General features: G+C 44.9%; 13 protein-coding genes. 7 read left to right on the top strand and 6 right to left on the bottom strand.

All coding sequences use genetic code 11. The annotated features are described in order from the left end of the window. Positions 1-59: 59 nt before the first annotated feature. On the top strand, positions 60-1265 hold the full coding sequence (locus LJ707_RS19720) for a bifunctional 3,4-dihydroxy-2-butanone-4-phosphate synthase/GTP cyclohydrolase II (RefSeq protein WP_228954375.1): 1206 nt from the start codon (positions 60-62) through the stop codon (positions 1263-1265). Here the strand turns inward: LJ707_RS19720 and LJ707_RS19715 are convergent. Further along, the gene (locus LJ707_RS19715) at positions 1262-5698 is read right to left on the bottom strand and encodes a translocation/assembly module TamB domain-containing protein (protein WP_228954373.1); all 4437 of its coding nucleotides are present in this window, start codon (positions 5696-5698) and stop codon (positions 1262-1264) included. The two genes, LJ707_RS19720 and LJ707_RS19715, sit on opposite strands and share 4 nt — an antisense overlap. Before the next feature lie 75 nt (positions 5699-5773). Between LJ707_RS19715 and tsaD the strand changes: the two genes are divergently transcribed. Continuing rightward, positions 5774-6775 (top strand): tRNA (adenosine(37)-N6)-threonylcarbamoyltransferase complex transferase subunit TsaD, encoded by a 1002-nt coding sequence (tsaD, locus tag LJ707_RS19710; RefSeq protein WP_228954371.1) that lies wholly within the window; start codon positions 5774-5776, stop codon positions 6773-6775. Positions 6776-6962: 187 nt separating this feature from the next. Beyond that, positions 6963-7133, top strand: a complete 171-nt coding sequence (locus LJ707_RS19705; protein ID WP_228954369.1) for a hypothetical protein — start codon at positions 6963-6965, stop codon at positions 7131-7133. A 6-nt stretch (positions 7134-7139) separates the two neighbouring features. On the opposite strand, the gene LJ707_RS19700 is transcribed toward LJ707_RS19705, so the two are convergent. Genes LJ707_RS19700 through LJ707_RS19690 form a run of 3 tightly spaced genes read right to left on the bottom strand, consistent with a single transcriptional unit; the run spans position 7140 to position 10599 of the window. After that, positions 7140-8036, bottom strand: a complete 897-nt coding sequence (locus tag LJ707_RS19700; RefSeq protein WP_228954367.1) for a glutamate--tRNA ligase family protein — start codon at positions 8034-8036, stop codon at positions 7140-7142. Positions 8037-8091: 55 nt separating this feature from the next. Continuing rightward, a complete protein-coding gene (locus tag LJ707_RS19695; protein ID WP_228954365.1) occupies positions 8092-9159 on the bottom strand; it encodes a glycoside hydrolase family 76 protein in 1068 nt (355 codons plus the stop codon). A gap of 18 nt (positions 9160-9177) precedes the next feature. Next, entirely contained in the window at positions 9178-10599 is a 1422-nt protein-coding gene (locus tag LJ707_RS19690) for a glycoside hydrolase family 125 protein (protein ID WP_228954363.1), read from the bottom strand. 448 nt (positions 10600-11047) lie between these two features. On the opposite strand from LJ707_RS19690, the gene LJ707_RS19685 reads away from it, so the two are divergent. Continuing rightward, positions 11048-12517: an RICIN domain-containing protein gene (locus LJ707_RS19685; protein ID WP_228954361.1), complete on the top strand. Its 1470-nt coding sequence runs from the start codon at positions 11048-11050 to the stop codon at positions 12515-12517. 75 nt (positions 12518-12592) lie between these two features. Here the strand turns inward: LJ707_RS19685 and LJ707_RS19680 are convergent, their stop codons facing one another. Then, on the bottom strand, positions 12593-14872 hold the full coding sequence (locus LJ707_RS19680; RefSeq protein ID WP_228954359.1) for a GH92 family glycosyl hydrolase: 2280 nt from the start codon (positions 14870-14872) through the stop codon (positions 12593-12595). Positions 14873-15259: 387 nt separating this feature from the next. On the opposite strand from LJ707_RS19680, the gene LJ707_RS19675 reads away from it, so the two are divergent. The 3 genes from LJ707_RS19675 to LJ707_RS19665 all read left to right on the top strand — a co-directional run bounded on the left by LJ707_RS19675 (position 15260) and on the right by LJ707_RS19665 (position 20112). Continuing rightward, positions 15260-18076, top strand: coding sequence for an outer membrane beta-barrel family protein (locus tag LJ707_RS19675; protein ID WP_228954352.1), 2817 nt, complete (start codon positions 15260-15262; stop codon positions 18074-18076). Between the two features lie 7 nt (positions 18077-18083). Then, complete coding sequence (locus tag LJ707_RS19670; RefSeq protein ID WP_228954350.1) at positions 18084-18866, top strand: GLPGLI family protein; 783 nt, start codon at positions 18084-18086, stop codon at positions 18864-18866. 67 nt (positions 18867-18933) lie between these two features. Next, positions 18934-20112 (top strand): PepSY domain-containing protein, encoded by a 1179-nt coding sequence (locus LJ707_RS19665; protein WP_228954348.1) that lies wholly within the window; start codon positions 18934-18936, stop codon positions 20110-20112. Here the strand turns inward: LJ707_RS19665 and LJ707_RS19660 are convergent. Beyond that, on the bottom strand, positions 20109-20903 hold the full coding sequence (locus tag LJ707_RS19660) for a hypothetical protein (RefSeq protein WP_228954345.1): 795 nt from the start codon (positions 20901-20903) through the stop codon (positions 20109-20111). The two genes, LJ707_RS19665 and LJ707_RS19660, sit on opposite strands and share 4 nt — an antisense overlap. Positions 20904-21345: the final 442 nt, after the last annotated feature.

The raw sequence follows: 21345 nt of genomic DNA, 5'->3' as shown, positions 1-21345 counted from the left end.
CGACCCTATTGATACGTCCTTAATGTAACTTTGTTACTGTACACTGAATCTTTTAAAAGATGCTTAATACCATACCCGAAGCCATTGAAGCACTTAAAAATGGCGAGATAATTATAGTTGTTGATGATGAGGACCGCGAAAACGAAGGCGACTTTTTAACCGCCGCCCGCAATGCCACGCCCGAGGCCATCAATTTTATGGCACGTTATGGCCGCGGCCTGATCTGCGCCCCTATAACCGCCAGCCGCGCGCAGGAACTGGAGCTTGACCTGATGGTTACCCGCAACACTACCTCGCACGAAACTAATTTTACCGTATCGGTTGATTTGTTGGGGCATGGCTGTACCACGGGTATTTCAGCATCCGACCGTTCAAAAACCTGCCTGGCATTAATTGACCCAACCATAAAGGCTGCCGATTTGGGCAGACCCGGACACATATTCCCGCTGATAGCTAAAGATGGCGGCGTGCTGCGCCGTGCCGGCCATACCGAAGCTACGGTTGACCTGGCCGTAATGGCAGGCTTTGAACCCGCGGGCGTTATTTGCGAGATAATGACCGAGGACGGCGAAATGGCCCGTGTGCCTGAGCTGATGAAGATAGCCGAGGAATTTAAACTGAAAATAATTTCGATAAAAGATCTGATCGCCTATCGCCTGAGTACCGAAACTTTGGTAACCAAAGAAATATCAGTAAAAATGCCTACCCAATGGGGTGATTTTGATATGATAGCCTATACCCAGGTTGATACCGGCGAAAACCACATGGCCTTAATAAAAGGCACCTGGGAACCTGACGAACCGATATTGGTACGCGTGCATAGCTCATGCGTAACCGGCGATATATTCGGCTCGTGCCGCTGCGATTGCGGCCCGCAACTGCATAAAGCTATGGAGATGATAGAGCGTGAAGGCAAAGGCGTTATTATTTATATGAACCAGGAGGGCCGCGGTATTGGCCTCATCAACAAGCTCAAAGCATATCACTTACAGGAGAACGGGCTTGATACCGTTGAAGCCAACCTTGAGCTGGGTTTCAAGATGGATCACCGCGATTATGGTATCGGCGCGCAGATCATCCGCAGCCTGGGTATTACAAAAATGCGCCTGATGAGCAACAATCCTAAAAAACGCGCGGGCTTAATTGGCTACGGACTTGAAGTGGTTGAAAATGTACCTATTGAAATACCGGCCAACAAGCATAACGAGCATTACCTGCGTACCAAAAGAGATAAGATGGATCACGCCATTATGCGCGATCATTAATCTTCATCATCCCTTAACTTATAATTTATAACAGGCGCCGGTGTCGGGTTTACCGGTGCCGGCGTTGTTGCTGGTATACTGCGCCTTCCTCGTCTGAATATATTGCGCAAAAACTCACCTACACTGTCAAAATCGCGCTGGTAAACCAAACCAATACCGTTTACATACTGCACATCAAGCGGGTTAAAGGTACTCAAGGCTGTACCGCTTAACACCCTGTATGAGTAGCGGGCAGTAAGGTTACCATCCTTACGTATGCGGTATAGTGCCTCAAAATCCTTGGTAAGGTTGCTAAAGTTGGCGTTAAACAGGTTGGTATTGTTATAAAACAGGTTATTACTGCCCGTATTGGTAAATAAACTTCCGTTAAGTATCAGCCTGTCGCTAAACAAACGGATGGATGCACTCGCTTCGTTGAATGAGCGTATGTTAATATCAATATTTTTAATGTTTGATTGCGAAATAAAGCTGTTTAACTGGTTAAAGGCAAACTCGCTCACCGCATCACTCGCGGTGCTTAATACCTGCTCATTAAGGTTACCGCCGCCTGTACCGGCCGTAAAGTTACGGCGCACAATAATGCTCAGCGCTTGCTGGCTGCGGTTGGTATTGTCTGACAGGTAGGTGGCTACATCCTCCTTAATGGTTGGCTCGGTCGGGAAGGTAAAATCAAAATCAATAGTTGGCAGTAACAGTGATTTGGTAAGCAGCAATTGCGCCTGTACCAGTACCTGCTGGTTACCCCGTGGCGATGTAAAGCCCGCCGCGGTATATAATGGCGCAATGTTGGTACGCACCTCATATATAGCGTTCAGGTTGATTTCGGCATTGGCGGGGTCGCCAGTCCAACGGATGGTACCGCCCTGGTTCACCTGGAAATTTTTACTGATAAAGTTCTTAGCCGTAAACTCAAACTTACCTGATGAGATTAGAAAATCACCAAACATCTCAAAATCGCCCAGGCTATTAATATTCAGTTTAAGGTTACGTGTTACCCCGTTACCTTCCAGCTTACCGTAATCAGTAACAATTTTTACGGTTGTGCCTTCATCGGCTGTAAGGTCAAAGTTCAGGGTAACGCCATTAAATTTCTTTGATATATCCTCGGCTTCCTTTTTAGTAGTATCGCTATGGCTAACAAACCTTATAAAATCATAATCACTGGCGGTGGATGATGCGTTAAGCGGAATATTAAATACCGTACCCGTTTGTGTGGCGGCCTTAATATCTATCTTCATATTATCAATAGGCCCGGTAAAGCTAAAGTCGCCGCTGCCGTAGGCCGTACCATAATACAGGTGATTATCCTTAAACGTAGTATTAAGCGCAAGCAGGTTAGTAGCTTCAATTTTTATGTCGAGCGTAGGGTTTGATATATTGTTCAGGTCAACCGAGCCATTAACTACACCCTGCCCTTTTCTGTTATCCTTCAACACCATCTTATTGATCTTCACCACGCTGTTCTCCACCTCAAGCCTGTCATTCAGCGTGTAAGGCGTTTTCAGGTAGTTTACCGTCATGCCTGTATTATTGAGGGTTATAAAGCCATTAAGCTGCGGCTTTTGCAGCGAGCCGGTGAGCTTAATACTGGTTGATAGCGTACCTTTAACATCTGATACCAGGTTACTTATGAACGGCGTGAATATGATCGCTTCGGTCTGGTTCATGTTAATATCAAAATCAAGCGCGTTCTCATCATCTTTCAACAGTGAGTAAGCGCCTTCAATATCCATTGTTTCCAGGCCGCGGTTCAGTATATTCAATCTCACAATAGCTTTTTTACGCTCATTATCCAGGTTTGAGATGATCTTTACATTACCTACCTGTGTATTGTTCATTACCAGCGTATCAATACCCAGGTCGGCATCCATACCCGGCGATTTTAATATCGAACTTAATATCACCTCGCCATTAAGTGCACCGCGTAAGGCTATGCCCGATGGTTTGGTAAGCGGGTTAAGCGTACCCATCCTGAATTGTTTAAATATCACGTTGAGCTTATCTTCAGACTTGTCAGATATAAAGCCATCAATACTTACCATCTGCTCGCCATTGCTCAACTCAAAGTTTGATATCTGCGTTTTGCCATTCAAAAACCTGATGCGCACCTGCTCCTCCAGTTTCCATTGCTCCCTGTCCAAAATAACATCTGATGGCAGCAGTTTTAACTTGGCCGTGGTATCCCGTCCAAACTCAACCAGGCCGTAAAGATCGAGCTGGTTGGTGGCATTCTTGTCAGACAGCTTGATGTTGAAATTCAGGCTGTCGCGATTCAGGAAGTTGGTTATATTCACATCCTTTACATACAAACTGTCGCTCAGGTCAACCTTACTTAATGATATGTTGGCGTTGAGGTATTGGGCGGCCGTGTTCTCGTCAATGATCAGGTCGTGCAGGATGATCTTATTATATTGGATGGTTTTGATGTATCCCGTAAGCGTGGCTGTTTGATCGGCTGAATTAAATTTACCGATCAATGTACCCTGGTCAGGAATTTTAAGGCCGGGCATAAACACCGCCAGCAGCGGATCAACATCCTTTAGCTTAAAATTAAAATCAAAGTCCTGAGATTTGAATGGCTTTATATCCGTTTTTAACGATGGAATGTATTTTTTTACGATGCTCTTAAAATAATCGGGCAGGGTTGACAGGCTGTAATTACCCGTGATACTACCATTTGCCGCGTCTGATTGAAATTCCAGCAGCCTTTGCCTGCCGCTGCCACTGGCCGCCAGGTAAAGCGAGTCAACCACGTAATTTGTACGTGGATTAACTAAGCGTGTGTTTGCCAGAAAGATATTACCGCTGATGTTATCGAGGTTAGTGCCCGAAAAATCAGCATCAAGCGTAGTACTTACGGTGATGGTATCCTTCATCAGGTTCAGCTTATTGAGGTGTGCATTCTCAACGCTGGCTGTAAAATCATACACCGGCAATTTCGGTTTCATATCAATGGTACCATCCAGAGATAGCTTGATATTACGGTCGTTTATCTTCAGTAAACCATCTATAAATTTACGTTTAAATGTGCCGTTAAACGCTATATTACTATAAGTATATCCTTTAAACTGAAAGGTTTTCAGTTTGGCATTCGCAGCGATATTCAGGTTCTTTAACTCATCGCCGCTGCCTTTTACCTGCGCTGTAAATGAGGTACGGCCAATGGTATTGTTATCTATCAGCGTACCCAGCGCAAATTGGTTGGTGGTAAGCTTGCCGCTGTATGATGGTATGCCGTTTTTACCTATTTTTAAGTTTATATCCGTATCAAAACGGCCAAGCCTGGTCTTAAATGTTCCGTAGGCCACAAAATCATTTTGCAGGCCGCTAAAGTTACCGCTAAAGTTTACGTTACCAAACTTGCCTACAATGGCCGGTATCATTTGCCTGGTGCTGCCTGTAAAGCGTTTAACCAGGTAATCCAGGTCCTTTTTATTGGTGGCTATCTGTTCAATATCCATATCCATAAAGGTGTTCTCCCAATCGGGCAAACCCTTCATCCTGAAATTGCCTTTTATATAAGTGCTTTGCCCGGCTGTAACCAGCAGGTTTGATGCCCGCAGGTTATTAACCCTGCCGCGTATGCGCCCGTTTACGCCAAGCTCAAACTGGGTTTTGTCTAAACTGCTGGTAAAGTAAGCCACATCTTTTGATGACAGGTGCGCGTTCTTAAAATCGGCATCCATGTTTACGCGGCGCTCAAAATCGCTAAAATCATCAAAGGAGTTAAAGCTCATTTTAAAATGATCGCGCAGGGAGGAATTAGGCGTTTGCAAAAAAAGCTGCTGCAGCAAAATCTGGTTGGTATCAACCGTGGTTTGCGCGGTAAGGTTCTTCAAATAAAAACCACTCTTCTCCTTAAAGGTAAGTTTGTATACCGATGCCTTGAACAGGTGGTTCTTTAGATCGAGGTTACGTACCACTGTGCTGAACGCCCGCACATCAACATCATCAAAGTTAACGCCCTTCACCAGCGAATCGTTCAATTGATTTTTGTACCTGAAACGCAGGTTATTTATGCCAATGCGCTCAAAATTAAGCGTCCAGGGTTTACTTGCTTTTTTGGTGGTATCGCCCGAGCTGAAATAATCAATAATAAACTTCAGGTTAGTTGTACTGTCGCGCTGTTTTTTCAGGTAGAACGAGCCGTTATCCAACTGTACCGAGGTAAAATCAATATACCGCTGTTTTATGCTGTTAAATATGGAGAAGCCATTGATCTCTACCGTTAGCTTTGGTGTACTTAGCAAAGTATCCTTTTGCTTATCCAGCACATAAAGCCCCTCCAGTACTACAGACGAGAAAGGTTTAATATAAAGGCTTTTTATATCAATTTTTGTATTTAATTCTTTTGACAGGTAAGCAGTGGCCTTTTTTGCGGCCCATGTTTGTACAGGTTTGTATTGAAAAGCCAACAATAGGATGCTAACCATTAATACAATCAGCAATACTATGCTTAGCGTTATTTTGAGTACTTTTTTAATAACTTTGCTTTTTAAAAGATAATTGTGCCTGTAATTTTAGCCATAGAGTCCTCGTGCGACGAAACCTCGGCAGCAGTATGCGCTGACGGTAACATCCTAAGCAATATTATTGCCAATCAAACCATACATGAAGCTTACGGAGGCGTTGTGCCCGAGCTTGCCTCGCGTGTGCATCAGCAAAATATCGTTCCCGCTGTTCAACAGGCATTATTAAACGCAAAAGTAAGCAAAAATGATATTGATGCGGTGGCTTTTACACGCGGCCCCGGACTTTTAGGCTCACTTTTAGTTGGCGTATCATTCGCCAAGGCTTTTGCGCTGGCAAAAAACATCCCGCTGATAGAGGTTAACCACATGCAGGCGCATGTTTTGGCCCATTTTATTGGCGATAATAAACCGGCATTCCCTTTTCTGTGCCTTACCGTTTCGGGCGGGCATACGCAAATTGTGCTGGTGAAGGATTATTTTGACATGGAGATCATCGGCCAAACGCTTGACGATGCCGCCGGTGAAGCCATGGATAAAACGAGCAAGATATTAGGCCTGCCTTATCCCGGCGGCCCGCTGATTGACAGACATGCCCGCAACGGTAACCCCGATGCGTACAAATTCCCCGAGCCGCAGATACCGGGTTTTGATTTTAGCTTTAGCGGATTAAAAACCTCTATCCTGTACTTCATCCGGGATAATGTTGCCGCCAACCCCAATTTTATTGAGGAAAACATAAATGATATATGCGCCTCGGTTGAAAAACGAATTGCCACCATTTTACTGAACAAGCTACGTAAAGCTGCCGAGCAGTATGGCATTACCGATATTGCCTTAGCAGGTGGTGTATCAGCCAATACCGGCTTGCGCCAGGGCTTACAGCAATTAGGCGAAAAACTGGGCTGGCGTACCTTTATCCCCAAAATGGAATACTGTACTGACAATGCCGCCATGATAGCCATTGCCGGTTACCATAAATACCTGAAAGGTGAATTTATTGGGCAGGATGTGGCGCCATTAGCGCGGATGCCGTTTTAAGGAAGTCAGGAAGTCGGAAAGACCGAAAGTCAGGAAGAAGAAATACCCGTATGGGACAAGTCTGAAGCACAACTTTCGGACTCGCGGACTTTCCCGACTTTCGGACTTGCAGACTAAAAAAAATCTATATTTGCAAACACTTCCGGACTTACGGTTTTTGCCTGACTGCCGGACTCAATACAAAAACATGAGTATCCCTTCGCTTATATTCTGGTTAATATTTGTTATACCGCTGGTAGTTTTGTTAATATGGATAATGCGCCAGGATAAACGCCGCGGTGTAGCAGGCCTGCTGATTCTGCTTGTTATAGTAGCCGTTGGTGTGATTTACATGTACCTGAAAACCGGCGGACAGTAAACTAATTTACCCCCGTCTTAATTTAAGTTTTTCATATAGCTGCCGCCATTCACTCACCGGCTCTTTTATTCCGGCTTGCTTGGCGATAGTGTTTAATACTTGCACGGTTGATAGCCCTTGCTCGCGCAAATATTTGATAGAAGCAGCGCCTGCTGATTTAGATAGTTTGGCACCATCGCTGCCTAACAATAAGGGGTGATGATGAAAGGTGACCTCACCAAAAGGCAAACCCAACCTTTGCGACAGGTACAATTGCGCCAGTGTTGATGCCCACAAGTCCTGCCCACGCACAATGAGGTCAACGCCAAAATGCACATCATCTACAACTGATGATAACTGGTAAGCCGGATAACCATCTTTTTTGCGTACTACAAAATCAGTCATTTCAGTGGGCAGGTACCCGGTAATATTACCGTTCAGGGTTTTTACGCTGATAGTTGCCCGTTCGGTTTTGAAACGCCAGCTTACATCGGGTGCATCCAACGGAATATTTTTATAGCGACAGGTACCAGGATAAGCCGCATGCCCTTTTAACTGCGACCGGCTGCAATTGCAGGCAAATACCTGTCCGCTTTGCCGTAGTTGCCCTAAAGCGTCATGATACTTATCCAGCCTTAATATTTGCGACCATTGCTCCTGATAATCCTGCAAATCCAGCGGCCCCTGCTGCCAGGGTATATCTAAAAATTGCAGGATATCGAAAACATCCTGCACGTAGCGCTTATCGGCACGGTCACGATCCATATCATCAATACGCAAAAGTATTTGGGCGCCGGTTTCGGCAGCCAAACCGACGGTAATAATAAACGATAACGCATTGCCCACATGCAGATAGCCGCTGGGCGTGGGTGCTATACGTGTACGTTTATAAACCGGTGGTGCATCCATAAAAAAGCCATTCATCCTAACCTTAATATATGGCTGGCTGAATGGCTAATATAGTAATTTAAGCAATTCGCTATTTGAGGCTGGCCAGCCTGCCGTAGATCTCGATCATTGCGGCCTGGTCAATTAACGCTTTTTCTTTACGCTTGCCTACCAGGTTACCCTCGCGTTCGGTATTCCAGATGGCGTTGGCATCGTCAATAATAAATTGCAGGCGGGTTTTATCCTTTTCCACCTTGTACAGCTCCATGTAACCACGTATCAGCACCGCGTTGAACCAGTAATTGCCCGGCAAACGTCCGTTACGAAAAAAATGCGCTTTTGATGCATCGGCAATACGCTTGGCCTCGGTCAAATATTTCTGATCCTTAGTAATGTTATATAGCAGCACGTTAGCCTGCAGCATGGTACCCGCGTTATAAGTATAAGTGGCTTTATCTACATTTAACGATGGTATCTTGATGTTATCATAAAATACCCCCGATGGTGCCTGCAGGTTTTTATTTGTCCAGTTGTAGATCAGCATCGCCGTATCCAGGTACTTTTTCTCTTTGGTTATCTTATACAATTGCAGGGCGATCAATACCGCCGGGCCGTTTGAGCAGGTATTTTTGGTGGTACGCTCATCCTCTTTCCAGTACAAACCGCCGCCGGCTTTATCATCATACGCCGTTAACTGAAAGCGATGGATCAGCTTGCCCAGCTCCAGGTATTTTTGGGTTTTAGTACGGTTATAAGCATCTAAAGCGGCAATACCTATCCATTGGTTGTCATCGTAAAAACGAGAATCCTTCTCATCATGCACCACCATAGCCTGGTAACCCGGCGCGGGTGGCGTAGCACGGTAATATTGCTGGATAGCCGCCAATACCGTATCAATACGATGTTTTTTGGGCTCCAGTTTATCCATTTCATCGGCACCCTGCACCAGCGCGCAAAGCGGCCACAGGTACGAGTGGCGCTTTTTTGATTCGGGCTTGGTATCCTCATAATATAAACCGGCGGCAGCATCATGTAAATGCTGCTGCACACCGCTGTATAAAGTATTGATACGTTGCTGATACTCGGCCCTGGTTTGCGCGCCTGCCTTAAAGGCGAACGCGCTACACAGGCCTATAGCTACTATTATTCTTAATTTCATAGGCTGATGATTTTGCGGTTAGGCCTGCAAAAGCTGCGGCTTGGTTTGATAGGTTTCCCACAATAACTCGCCAAACAGCGTATTTGCCCACGCAAACCACGCGCGACTAAACTTTTTAGGATTATCCTTATGAAAAGTTTCGTGCATAAAGCCGGTATCGCCATGGGTTCTTTTCAGCACCTGTATACACTCTTTAATTTCGGCATCATCATTACTTGTAAGCGCGCGCATAATGATCGCCATTGGCCATATCATATCCTTACCTACGTGCGGCCCGCCAATACCTTCGGCCGCGGTACCTTTGTAGAAGAAAGGATTATCCAGCGAAAGGATCATCTTACGGGTATTGATATATACTGGATCGGTATTCGGCATAGCGCCAAGATATGGCAGTGACAGCAGGCTTGGTACGTTGGCATCATCCATCAGGTTATAGCTGCCATAGCCGTTCACCTCAAAGGCATACACCTTACCATATTTAGGTACATCGATAACGGCATGCTCTTTTAAAGCAGCGTCAACCTCGGTAGCCAGGGCCGTTAATTGCGATGCCAAAGCATCATCTTTTAACAACGTTTTAACCATCTCGGCAGCTTGTTTAAGGCTGGTAACCGCGAAAAAGTTTGACGGGATGAGAAATGAATATACCGTAGCATCATCGCTCGGCCTGAAGGCTGAACAAATTAAACCTACAGGTTTAACAGGGTAGCCGTAACCGCTCATCGGCACCGTATCGGTAGCAAACTGGGTGGTACGCTGAAAATGGTATGGTCCGTCGCCATCCTTGCGCTGCTGCTCAATAAATGTTTTCAGTATGGTTTCGATAGATTTTTTCCAGGTAGCATCAAACGGCTTGGTATCGCCGGTTAATTTCCAGTACTGGTACGCCAGCCTGATGGGGTAACAAAGCGAGTCGATCTCCCATTTACGCTCGTGCAGGCCGGGTTTCATATCAGTATGATCTGTTTTCCATTCGCCTACCTTTGCCGCGTCATCATAAAACGCGTTGGCATATGGGTCGCGCAGTACGTTTGTTGCCTGGCGGTTAATTACCCCGGCAATCAGGTCCTGCAACGCTTTATCTTTTTTGATCAGGTGAAAGTACGGCCAAACCTGCGCGCTGCTGTCACGCAGCCACATGGCATCAATATCGCCGGTAATTACATAAGTATCCGGGCGGCCATCCTTTTGTTTGTAAGTAACCGTTGTATCTAATGTGTTCGGGAAACAGTTTTCAAACAGCCAGCCCAGCTCCTTATCTTTTACTTTTTGTTTAAACTCCTTAATGGCCGCCTCTACTGCTTTGCTGGTAAAGTTACGCTTGGCCGCCGCCACCCGCACAACCGGGTAATCAGCCAGTGAGCCCGCAACTGATAGCTTGCCGGCCAATACGCCCGCACCTAACATAGCGGTGCTGGCAATGAATTTTCTTCTTTCCATAGTTTAATTTATTCCGATACCGGGCTTAAGGCCCGCTTATTTGATTTATATTTTGGCATCAGCATAACGTTAATATTTGGTACAATTGTACACGCCCTTATCAACATAAACGTTTTAGCAAACCGCAAATACTTTCCATTATCAGTATGGCACATTAGCGCCGGTTAAATAAAAGACAGGTACAGAAACAGGTTACTAATTGGCTGATATATTTGTGCCGGCCTAAAACTAATGAAAATACATAGTTAAATGCAAACAAAAATACCCCCGGGCAAGGCCTTTCTATGTAACTTATACATTATCAAATAAAGTATCCGGATCGCTATTTTATCCGTTACTCCCTTGAATTCTATCCGTTTACCCCTCACCTGCATTAAAAAAAAACACCGATTTTCGTATCAATTATAGATCTACTAACCAATAGTTCATCACTTCTTAACCTTAAATTATGAAAAGAAAGACACTTATGTTGCTTGGCTTACTGGCTTTGCTATGGTCAAGCTGTTCAAAAGAGAAACAAGCAGACATTAAACCGCCCGAAAACCACACGGATACGCAAACGCTGGCCGTTGGCGCGGCCTCCATAGCCGGTGTTAACTGGGCTGATGGGCGCGATAACTTTGTGGATGGATGGGTGATCCCTTCGGGCCTTGACGCTGGCGACAGTTATACTACGGTTTCTGACAAGGCGAACGCTATTTTAACCGGCTTTCAAACCAATATGCCCGGTGTAAATACCGTTAGGCTACCTATCAATCCGCCAAGTGTGCTTGAGTCATGGTGGGGCTCATACACCGGCGCTATTGACCGCGCCCTCAACAAAAACATGAAGGTAATACTGGCCTGCTGGGAAGCAGCCTCATCCCGCGACGGTATTATTGATAATACCACCCAGTTTTGGGATATGTGGCAAACCGTGGTTACCAAATACCAGGGCAACGCCAATGTGTATTTTGAGGTATTTAACGAGCCGCACGGTTACACCCAGGCACAGCTTACCACCATTTACGCCGAATGGCTTACCCGTTACCCCAATGTTCCGCGTAACAGGATTTTGCTTGGCGGTACCGGTTACTCCGAAAATGTGACCGGTATTGGAGCCGACAGCCGCTTTACCAATTGCCTGCTCTCGCTGCACAACTATGCCTTTTGGGCTACCCGCACACTCAGCGGCTGGGAATCCGACTGGCGCAGCCGCTTTGGCAGCTATGCCAGCCGCACCGTGGTAACTGAATACGGTGCCGCCATGACTACCAGCAAAAATTATACCGGTGCCGTAGGCAGCGATAACGAGATAGCTTATATAGTTGGCTCAACAAACGTTTTCAGAGCTGATGGCATTGCCAGCGTTTACTGGCCCGGCCTGCGCGATGGCGACAGTTACAGCATACAAACCCGTGGCGGCAGTGGTACCAACATTACGCTTACTACCACCAATGCATCAGGTTTGGTGCGTATACGTTATGGCTGGGGTGAGGGCAGCACCTTTAACTCAACAGCCTACTACCGTATTAATAACCGTAACAGCGGCAAGGCGCTCGACGTTAACGGCGGCTCAACCAGCAACGGTGCCAACATTATACAATGGCCATGGAATGGCGGCAACAACCAGCAGTGGCAAATTATTGATAATGGCGGCGGTTATTACCGTATCATCAACCGCAATAGCGGTAAGGCGCTTGAAGTTAACGGCGGATCGACCACCAATGGCGCGGGTATTACACAATCAACCTGGAGCGGAAGCAACAGCCAGCAATGGCAGGTGGTTGATAATGGCGGCGGCTATTACCGCATCATCAACCGCAACAGCGGCCAGGCGCTTGATGTTAACGGCAGCTCAACCGCTGACGGTGCAAACATTATTCAATGGCCGTGGAATGGCGGCAACAACCAGCAATGGCAAATTGTGCAGCAGTAAAAAAGTTGACAGATAGCATAAAAAGGGGCTGTATTTTTCAATACAGCCCCTTTTTTATATCATAATAATCAGCTATTACTTCTCAGTATCCGACAACGAGTACGGTGCATCTGCCGCGCCTGTACCACGTGTTTTGTTTGGCTGTGCCGACATGTTAAAGTTAATAACACCACCTTTTTGCAGTGCCGTGTGGCTTAACCAGTTATGGGTGTATGGTTTTCCATCAACTGTAACGGTATTAACGTAGCGGGTTGCTTTGCTGTTATTAGCGGCGTTAATAGTAACAGTTTTGCCATTCTCCAGCTTTAATGTTACCTTTTTAAACAGTGGCGAACCAATAACATACTGATTAACCGCCGGGCATACCGGGTAGAAACCCATTGCCGAGAATACATACCATGCCGATGTTTGGCCGTTATCCTCATCACCGCAGTAACCATCAGGGGTTGGTTTGTACAGCTTATCCATTACCTCACGTACGTGGTACTGGCTCTTCCACGGCTCGGCAGCGTAATTGTACAGGTAAGTCATGTGTTGTATGGGCTGGTTACCATGCGCGTACTGGCCCATGTTCACAATCTGCATCTCGCGGATCTCGTGGATAACACCGCCATAGTAGCTGTCATCAAATACCGGTGGCATGATGAACACCGAATCCAACTTGTTAGCGAATTGCTTGTTGCCGCCATACAGGTTTATCAAACCTTTAATATCATGAAAAACGCTCCAGGTATAGTGCCAGCTATTACCTTCGGTAAAGGCATCACCCCATTTAAGCGGGCTGAATGGCGAAGCAAACGTACCATCCTGGTTTTTACCGCGCATAAAACCTGTTGATTTATCAAACAGGTTGCGGTAATTACGGCTGCGTTTTTTGTAGATAGCGATCTCCGACTCAGGTTTGCCTAACGCTTTACCCAGGCTGTAGATGGCAAAGTCATCATAAGCGTACTCTAATGTACGGGCAGCGTTCTCGTTTATCTTAACATCGTAAGGTACATAGCCTAAGTCGTTATAATACTTAACACCACGACGACCGATTGATGAATTCTTAGCATCCTCGTTATTAGCGCCATGTATCACGGCATCCCAAAGGGTATTGATATCATAACCACGGCCACCTTTTATATAGGCATCAGCAACTACCGAGGCTGAGTTATTACCGATCATAATATCGGCATAACCCGGGCTTGACCACTCAGGCAACCAGCCGCCTTCCTTGTAATCACTGATCAGGCCTTGCTGCATCTCTTTGTTGATAGATGGGTAAACCAGGTTCAGGAATGGATATAATGCCCTAAAGGTATCCCAAAAACCGGTACCTGCGAATTTGTAACCAGGCTCGGTTTTGCCGGTGTGCGGGCTGTAGTGAACAATTTTGTTGTTCGCGTCAATCTCGTACAATTTGTTCGGGAAGAACAGCATGCGGTATAAGCACGAGTAAAAAGTACGTTGCTGCTCGTCGGTACCACCTTCAACCGTTAAACGGCCAAGGGTTTTATTCCAGATGGTGTGCGCTTTTTCTTTAGTTTGATCAAAGCTGTCACCTGCAAGCTCACGTTTAAGGTTCAAATCAGCCTGCTCAATGCTCACAAATGATGAAGCTACACGCAGGTTCACTTTTTCGCCTTTTACGGTTTTGAAACCAATAACGGCCAGCGCGTGTTTATCATCAACCTCAAGGCCGTTGTTCTCTACAGTATCTTTGTAAGTTTTGGCAACAGTTATCGGTTTATCTACATAAATAACAAAAAAGTTTTTAAAGTTTTTAAGCGGGCCGCGCGCATATTTGGTTGAGTAACCTACTATCTTTTTTTGCTCCGGATATACTTTGATGTATGAGCCACGATCCAGCGCGTCAATCACAATAAATGACTCATCACTCTTAGGGTAAGTGAAACGAAACTGCGCCGCACGCTCGGTAGGGGTGATCTCGGTAGCTATATCATGATCAGCCAGGTAAACGCTGTAGTAATAAGGTTTGGTAACCTCGGCCTTGTGCGAGAACCAACTGGCCCTTGCATCCTGGTTTACCTTGCCTTTGCCTACAACCGGCATTATGGCAAACTGGCCATAATCATTCATCCATGGTGATGGCTGGTGGGTTTGTTTAAAGCCGCGTATCTTGTGCGCATCGTAGGTGTACATCCACCCGTCGCCCATTTTACCGGTTTGTGCCGACCAAAAGTTCATGCCCCATGGCACAGCTATAGCCGGATAAGTATTACCGTTCGACAGATCGTACTGCGAATCGGTACCCATCAGCGGGTTCACCAGGGCGGCCAAGTCAGTTTGCTGACCGTACGACCTGAAGATGATGGTTAATAAAAAAGTAATAGTTAATAATTTTTTCATTTGGTTGGTTTTGTATGGGTTTTTCCAAAGCTGCTAATATATGGCTTTTTGATTTTGCTAAAAGGTATTATCAAATTTTTTACGCTTGATAATAAACAGTATAGCTTTTTTGAATTTACGCTACAATTGCCTGCTTTAGCAAAATGCCGTTATAAGGCGTTATGGCTAATTTTTATCCAATTTTTTAACATACAGAACGTAAGGTATTTGCAGCTTAACCGCCGGTTTATTTTTTAATTATTGTAACACAATACTTTATAATACTGTCTTATCTACGGCTATTACGTAACAATACTGTTAAAAAGTGTTAAAAAAAGTTAATAGCCAACAACTCCGTTTTTATTACCTAAAAATTTAGTTATCATTGCTCAAACCTATACTCTTTATATGAAGTACACAATTACGGCTCTTGTTATGTTACTGATAAGCAGCCTGTCGGTGTTCGCACAAACACCATCCCCCACCAATTACACGGCAAAAGGTATTGTTGCTGATACCGCGTCAAATGTAAAGCTCGAGAACGCGTCAGTAAGTATCCTTCAGGCTAAGGACTCAGTACTGGTTACGTATGCCCGTGCCGCGCAGGATGGCTCGTTCCACTTTCCCAAACTGGCCGCAGGCAGTTACATACTGCTGGTAGCTTACCCTGAGTATGCCGACTATGTGGAGCAGTTTAAACTGGAAGGCACTAAAACAGATTACAATTTTAATACGGTAAAGCTCAGCCTAAAGTCAAGATTGTTGCAGGAAGTAATGGTTAAGGGCACCGCGGCACAAATCAAGATAAAAGGCGACACTACCGAATACGATGCCAAAACCTATAGCATACAACCCAACGCCAAGGTTGAAGACCTGCTAAAACAACTGCAAGGCATACAGGTTGATAAGGACGGCAAGATAACCGCCCAGGGCGAAACCGTAAGCAAGGTATTGGTTGATGGCGAAGAGTTTTTTGGCGATGACCCTACCCTGGTTACTAAAAACCTGCGTGCCGATATGGTTGACAAGGTGCAGCTTTACGATAAAAAGAGCGACCAGGCTACGTTTACAGGTATTGATGACGGCCAAAAAACCAAGACACTCAACATTAAACTTAAAGAGGATAAAAAAAGCGGATCGTTCGGCAAGGCGCAGGCGGCCGTAGGTACGCGCGGTTTTAACCAAAGCGAACTGATGTTCAATACCTTTAAAGGCAAGCAAAAATTTTCGGCATACGGCACGCTGAGCAATACCGGCAAAACCGGGCTTGGGTGGACTGATAACGATAAATACGGCGGCGGATCAGACAATGTTACCTATGGGGATGATGGCAGTGTATCCATCTTTTTTAGCGGCGGCGGTGATGATCTGGACTCATTTGATGGCCGTTACAGCGGCCAGGGCTTGCCGACAGCCCGTACCGGTGGTTTGCATTATGATACCAAGTGGAATGATGATAAGGAATCTATCAATGGCAATTATAAAATTGGTTCGATCGAGGTTGAAGGCACCAACAATTCCATCAATGTTAACAACCTATCGCCAACGCTTAGCCAAACCACGCTTTCCGATCAGAAATTCGATAACTACCTGTTCAGACAAAAACTCGATGGTACTTATAACCTGAAAATTGATACCACATCAAACCTTAAACTAACCTTTGGCGGTACGTTAAAAGAAAGCGATACCCGCCAAAACTTCAACTCTGTGAGCAGACGTAACGATACCTTACAGAACGATAACGTGCGTGAACTAACCACTGATGGCAGCCAAAAACTATTCAACGCGTCTATCTTTTACAACAAAAAGTTAAAGAAAAAAGGCCGTACTTTCTCAGTAAACATAGCACCATCGGTAACCCGTAACAATGCCGACGGCTTCCTGAAATCAATTATTAATTATTACGACAGAACCGGCGCGCTTGACAGTACGACCAATATTGACCAGTATAAGGTAAATGACCTGGAAAGCGTGGTGCTGAATTCAAACATCACCTATACCGAGCCCATCACCAAAGATTTTTCGGTTGTGGTTAATTATGGTGTAAATATTAATAACGCTACTGCCAACAGGCGCACATTTGAACAAACGCTTGGCAACGGCAGTTACAACCGCCAGATAGACTCATTAAGCAGTGATTTTAAACTAAATCAGCTATCAAACCAGGCGGGGGCAATGTTTAACTATAAAAAAGGCAAAACCACGTTAAACTTTGGTACACGCGCTGCAATTGTGAATTTTGAACAGGTTAACCGCATTAACAACATGCGGTTTGACAGGAACTTTACCAACTGGTTTCCGCAGGCTACCTGGCAATATCGTTTTTCGCAGCAAAAATCGCTCAGGTTATCATACAATGGTAACACCACTCAGCCAACTATTGATCAGGTACAACCTATCCGCATCAATAATGACCCTTTGAACATTACCCTGGGTAACCCTGATCTTGATCCTTCATTCACCCATCGCTTTAATTTTAGCGCCAACTCATACAAAGTACTGGCCGATGAATGGATGAATTTGTACGGATCGTACTCATTAACTACTAACCCTATAGTTACCAATGTACTTACCGATACCATAACCGGCAGAAGCGTTATCCAATCATTTAATCTACCAAACCGTAAAACCAACAATTTTTACGGCGGGCTGTGGTATAACCGTAAAATTTTCTGGGGCTTAAATGCCGGTTTGAACGGAAATATTAACGGCCAGACTTATTACAACATGGTGAATAATCAGGAGAATCGTACCAAAGCTTACTCGTATTCTTTAGGCGTATCACTATCTAAATATGCTACTAAAAAATACGATGTAAGGGTTGATTTCCGTCCGTCATACAATACCAATGAAACATCATTGAACCCCGATCTGAACAGCAATGGCAGAGCCTATAACTTATCGGGTAGTTTTAACGTTTATCTGCCTTTTAAATTTCAAGTCGGCTCGGATATAGAGCATGAGTACCAGGCAGCAACACAAACATTCGCCGATCCGTTTCGCCGTACTATATGGAATGCGTCAATCGCAAAAACTTTTATGAAACAGGATAATCTGCGACTATCATTAACTGTAAACGATTTGCTAAACCAAAACACCGGTTTCAGCCGTAGCGCCAATAATAACGTTATCTACCAAAATACTTACACCACCATACGCAGGTATTTTATGTTCTCAATTAGTTATGATTTTAACCACATGGGCGGCGGCGTTGCCAAAAACTAATATCACAATGAAAACCATATATAAAAAACTTACAGCACTTACCGTGCTCATTATATTAAGTGCTGGCAGCTTGTATGCGCAAAACAAACACTTTACCAAATCGGGTACCATCGAGTTTGAAAAATCGGCCAATATGTACGCGCTCATCCGCAAGGAGATCAACCCGCAAAACGAGAGCTACATGAACGGCATGTATGATGCCTATAAAAAAAATAACCCCCAATTTAAAAAGCTTAAAAGCACTTTAACCTTTGGTGATAACAAAACGCTTTTTACACCCATCCCCGAAGAAAACAACCCGCAGTATTGGGGCAACCGCGCTATTGTAGGGCAAAATAATACTGTATTTACTGATTTGAGCACCAGCAAAATTATTGCTCAGAAAAAAGTATTTGAAGAAACTTTTTTATTGAAAGACAGTACCCGCCAGATAAAATGGAAAATAACCAGCGAAACCCGCAACATTGCCGGTTATGAATGCCGCCGCGCCAATGCCCTGGTAATGGATTCTATTTATGTGGTAGCTTTTTATACTGATGAGATACCGGTTTCCGGCGGCCCCGAATCATTCACCGGTTTACCGGGCATGATATTGGGTGTAGCCCTTCCGCATGATAACGTAACCTGGTTTGCTACCAAGGTAACTGATACCAGTGTACCTGCCGCAGCATTAAACGCCCCGGCTAAAGGCAAAACGGTTGACCGTAAAACCTTTGTGAACACTGTAAAAAGCGCCATGAAGGATTGGGGTGAATACGCGCAAGGCGTGTTAAAAGCGGTTATGCTGTAAAGAATTTATTTGTAATCAATCTTAATAAAGATATTTTTCGCATTTTTGTCATTCAATTGTACTTGTAATGGCAGCGAAAAAAAACTTTAAATACTGGATCGGAAGACTTCACCTTTGGCTCGGCCTTGCGTCGGGCCTTTTGGTTTGTTTTTTGGGCATAACTGGCTGCATACTTGCCTTTGAGCGAGAGATTGAAAATGTTACGCAGCCTTATCGCTTTGCCGCCGTACAAAACAAACCAGTACTGCCACCATCAAAATTGCGTGAGATAGCTAATAAACAATACCCGGGTAAGGAGCCGCATAGCATCAACTACGAGCCCGGCAAAGCCGCAATGGCAGTTTATTACGGATATGAGCCATCGTATTACCTGATTGTTTTTATGAACCCTTATACCGGAGAGGTATTGAAGGCTAAAGACATGAACCAGGATTTTTTCAGGATAGTGATTGACGGGCATTTTTACCTGTGGCTGCCGCCCAAAATCGGGCAGCCTATAGTAGCTACCGGCACTTTAATGTTCTTATTTCTGCTTATCTCGGGCATTGTATTGTGGTGGCCAAAAAACAAGGCTGCCTCCAGGCAACGCTTTAGCATAAAATGGAATGCCAAATGGCGCAGGGTAAATTACGATCTGCATAACGTATTAGGCTTTTACATGACCTGGGTGATCATTTTTATTGCCATTACAGGCTTGGTTTGGGGTTTTCAGTGGTTTGCAAAATCAGTATACTGGGTAACCTCGGGCGGTAAAGCGCAGGTAGAGTTTGCCGAGTCGGTGTCTGACACGACCAAGATCCATCTAAAAGATAACAATGCACCTGCCACTGACATACTTTGGGCACGAACAAATGATACACTCAGAAACTTTAAAGGCAGTATAGATGTACATTTCCCTGAAAACAACAAGGCTGCTATTGAGATAGCTGTAAATCCTGACACATATACTTACTGGCAGGCCGATTATCGTTTTTACGATCAATACACACTGAAAGAAATACCTGTTAAACACGTTTATGGCCGGTTAGCAAAGGCCAGTACTGCCGACAAAATTGCCCGCATGAATTATGATATACACGTAGGTGCCATTGCCGGCCTGGCGGGCAAAGTAGCCGCATTTTTTGGCAGCCTGATATGTGCCAGCATGCCGGTAACAGGTTTTATTATATGGTGGGGCAGGCGCAAAAAAACAGCCAGACCGAGATTGGCCAAAACATCTCGAAGGGTACAAATGGCACAGGCTTAGTCGCTCCCGCAGCCACTGCAACCGGAATTAGAACAACCGCTGCTGCAACCGCTATCGCCCGAATGATGTGAACTATCAGACGTGTGATGGTTAGAATGCCATGAGCTATTTTCTCCGCCGCAACCGGCCGTACAGTCGGTACCATTGTCGCCTTTTTTATTTATCTCACTGCCACGTTTTCTGTATACCGCGATAACAATGAATATAACGATCAAACCCAGTACGGGTATGATCGTTAATTCCGCAGCCTGCACAAACAATATATTTGCTGCGAAGATTGAAAGTAATATTATGTGTTGCTTAGCGATCTCTGGCTTTTTGATAACCCAGTTACTGCGCAAATTAATTCGCTGAAAATTAATGTCTGTAAACCGTTTATCGCTGTTATGCCAAATATCAGCAGGTGGTACTGTGCCGAAATATTGCTGGTATAAGCTGTCAGAAGAAGTATAATAGTGCTTAAAACGAACTGCTTCTTTCTCGCCACCGTTGGTTGGATTATGATGTATTGGTTTGCCAAGCGTATCCTGACAAAGATATATCCAATAAGAACGTGTATACGTTAAATGCAGATGCCATGCCTGGTCAACCGGATCAGATGGTGTAACTCCGGTTGTTGATACGCAACAAAGAAATATAAATTTCTTATATTCATCTATAACCCGGTGGGTGTATTGTGCTGACCATCCATTTTCCCGCGCCAATCGATCAGAAAATTTAAAAGATACGCCTGGATCATCAATTCGAAATAGTCTGATTTTTTTCCAAAGTGCAGTTTCTGCTGCATTCATGCTGTTAAGGTTTAATGCAGGCAATATACTGAGTTTTATTTTGCAGGGATAGTAGCTAATAGAATTCTTGAGGATAACTGCTCATATTATGCTATTCCCTAACCTACCGCAGGAGGGAATAATGGCGCAGTTAACTTACGTTTCATAAAGAGGTATGTGTTGACTTTAAAGCCAGGCGAATTTTGCAATAGCTAAAAACTAAATGCAGACCTGATATTCATTTGCTATTTAAGGTTCTTGTCTGCTTTTGAGTACCGGGAGGCACACTATCCATTGCTGTTGCGAAACGAGATGTTCGGTTTAGCTGATCAAAAAAGTCCAATGTATAAAAAAAGCCCCGATCATTACTGAAGGGGGCTGATTGTAAAGTTTGGCACCGACCTACTCTCCCACGTTTTACCGCAGTACCATCGGCTCTGGCGGGCTTAACTTCTCTGTTCGG

It is taken from the genome of Mucilaginibacter sp. UR6-1, from assembly GCF_020880975.1.
In the GTDB taxonomy this organism is placed as follows: Bacteria; Bacteroidota; Bacteroidia; order Sphingobacteriales; family Sphingobacteriaceae; genus Mucilaginibacter.
Note: the sequence above shows the minus strand (reverse complement) of the source record. Positions and strands in the feature narration are given on the sequence as shown.

Bases quoted from the DNA above. Each gene is read 5' to 3' on its own strand.
- LJ707_RS19720 (WP_228954375.1), top strand. From the start codon at position 60: ATGCTTAATACCATACCCGAAGCCATTGAAGCACTTAAAAATGGCGAG.
- LJ707_RS19715 (WP_228954373.1), bottom strand. From the start codon at position 5,698: ATGGTTAGCATCCTATTGTTGGCTTTTCAATACAAACCTGTACAAACA.
- LJ707_RS19705 (WP_228954369.1), top strand. From the start codon at position 6,963: ATGAGTATCCCTTCGCTTATATTCTGGTTAATATTTGTTATACCGCTG.
- LJ707_RS19700 (WP_228954367.1), bottom strand. From the start codon at position 8,036: ATGAATGGCTTTTTTATGGATGCACCACCGGTTTATAAACGTACACGT.
- LJ707_RS19695 (WP_228954365.1), bottom strand. From the start codon at position 9,159: ATGAAATTAAGAATAATAGTAGCTATAGGCCTGTGTAGCGCGTTCGCC.
- LJ707_RS19690 (WP_228954363.1), bottom strand. From the start codon at position 10,599: ATGGAAAGAAGAAAATTCATTGCCAGCACCGCTATGTTAGGTGCGGGC.
- LJ707_RS19685 (WP_228954361.1), top strand. From the start codon at position 11,048: ATGAAAAGAAAGACACTTATGTTGCTTGGCTTACTGGCTTTGCTATGG.
- LJ707_RS19680 (WP_228954359.1), bottom strand. From the start codon at position 14,872: ATGAAAAAATTATTAACTATTACTTTTTTATTAACCATCATCTTCAGG.
- LJ707_RS19675 (WP_228954352.1), top strand. From the start codon at position 15,260: ATGAAGTACACAATTACGGCTCTTGTTATGTTACTGATAAGCAGCCTG.
- LJ707_RS19670 (WP_228954350.1), top strand. From the start codon at position 18,084: ATGAAAACCATATATAAAAAACTTACAGCACTTACCGTGCTCATTATA.
- LJ707_RS19665 (WP_228954348.1), top strand. From the start codon at position 18,934: ATGGCAGCGAAAAAAAACTTTAAATACTGGATCGGAAGACTTCACCTT.
- LJ707_RS19660 (WP_228954345.1), bottom strand. From the start codon at position 20,903: ATGAATGCAGCAGAAACTGCACTTTGGAAAAAAATCAGACTATTTCGA.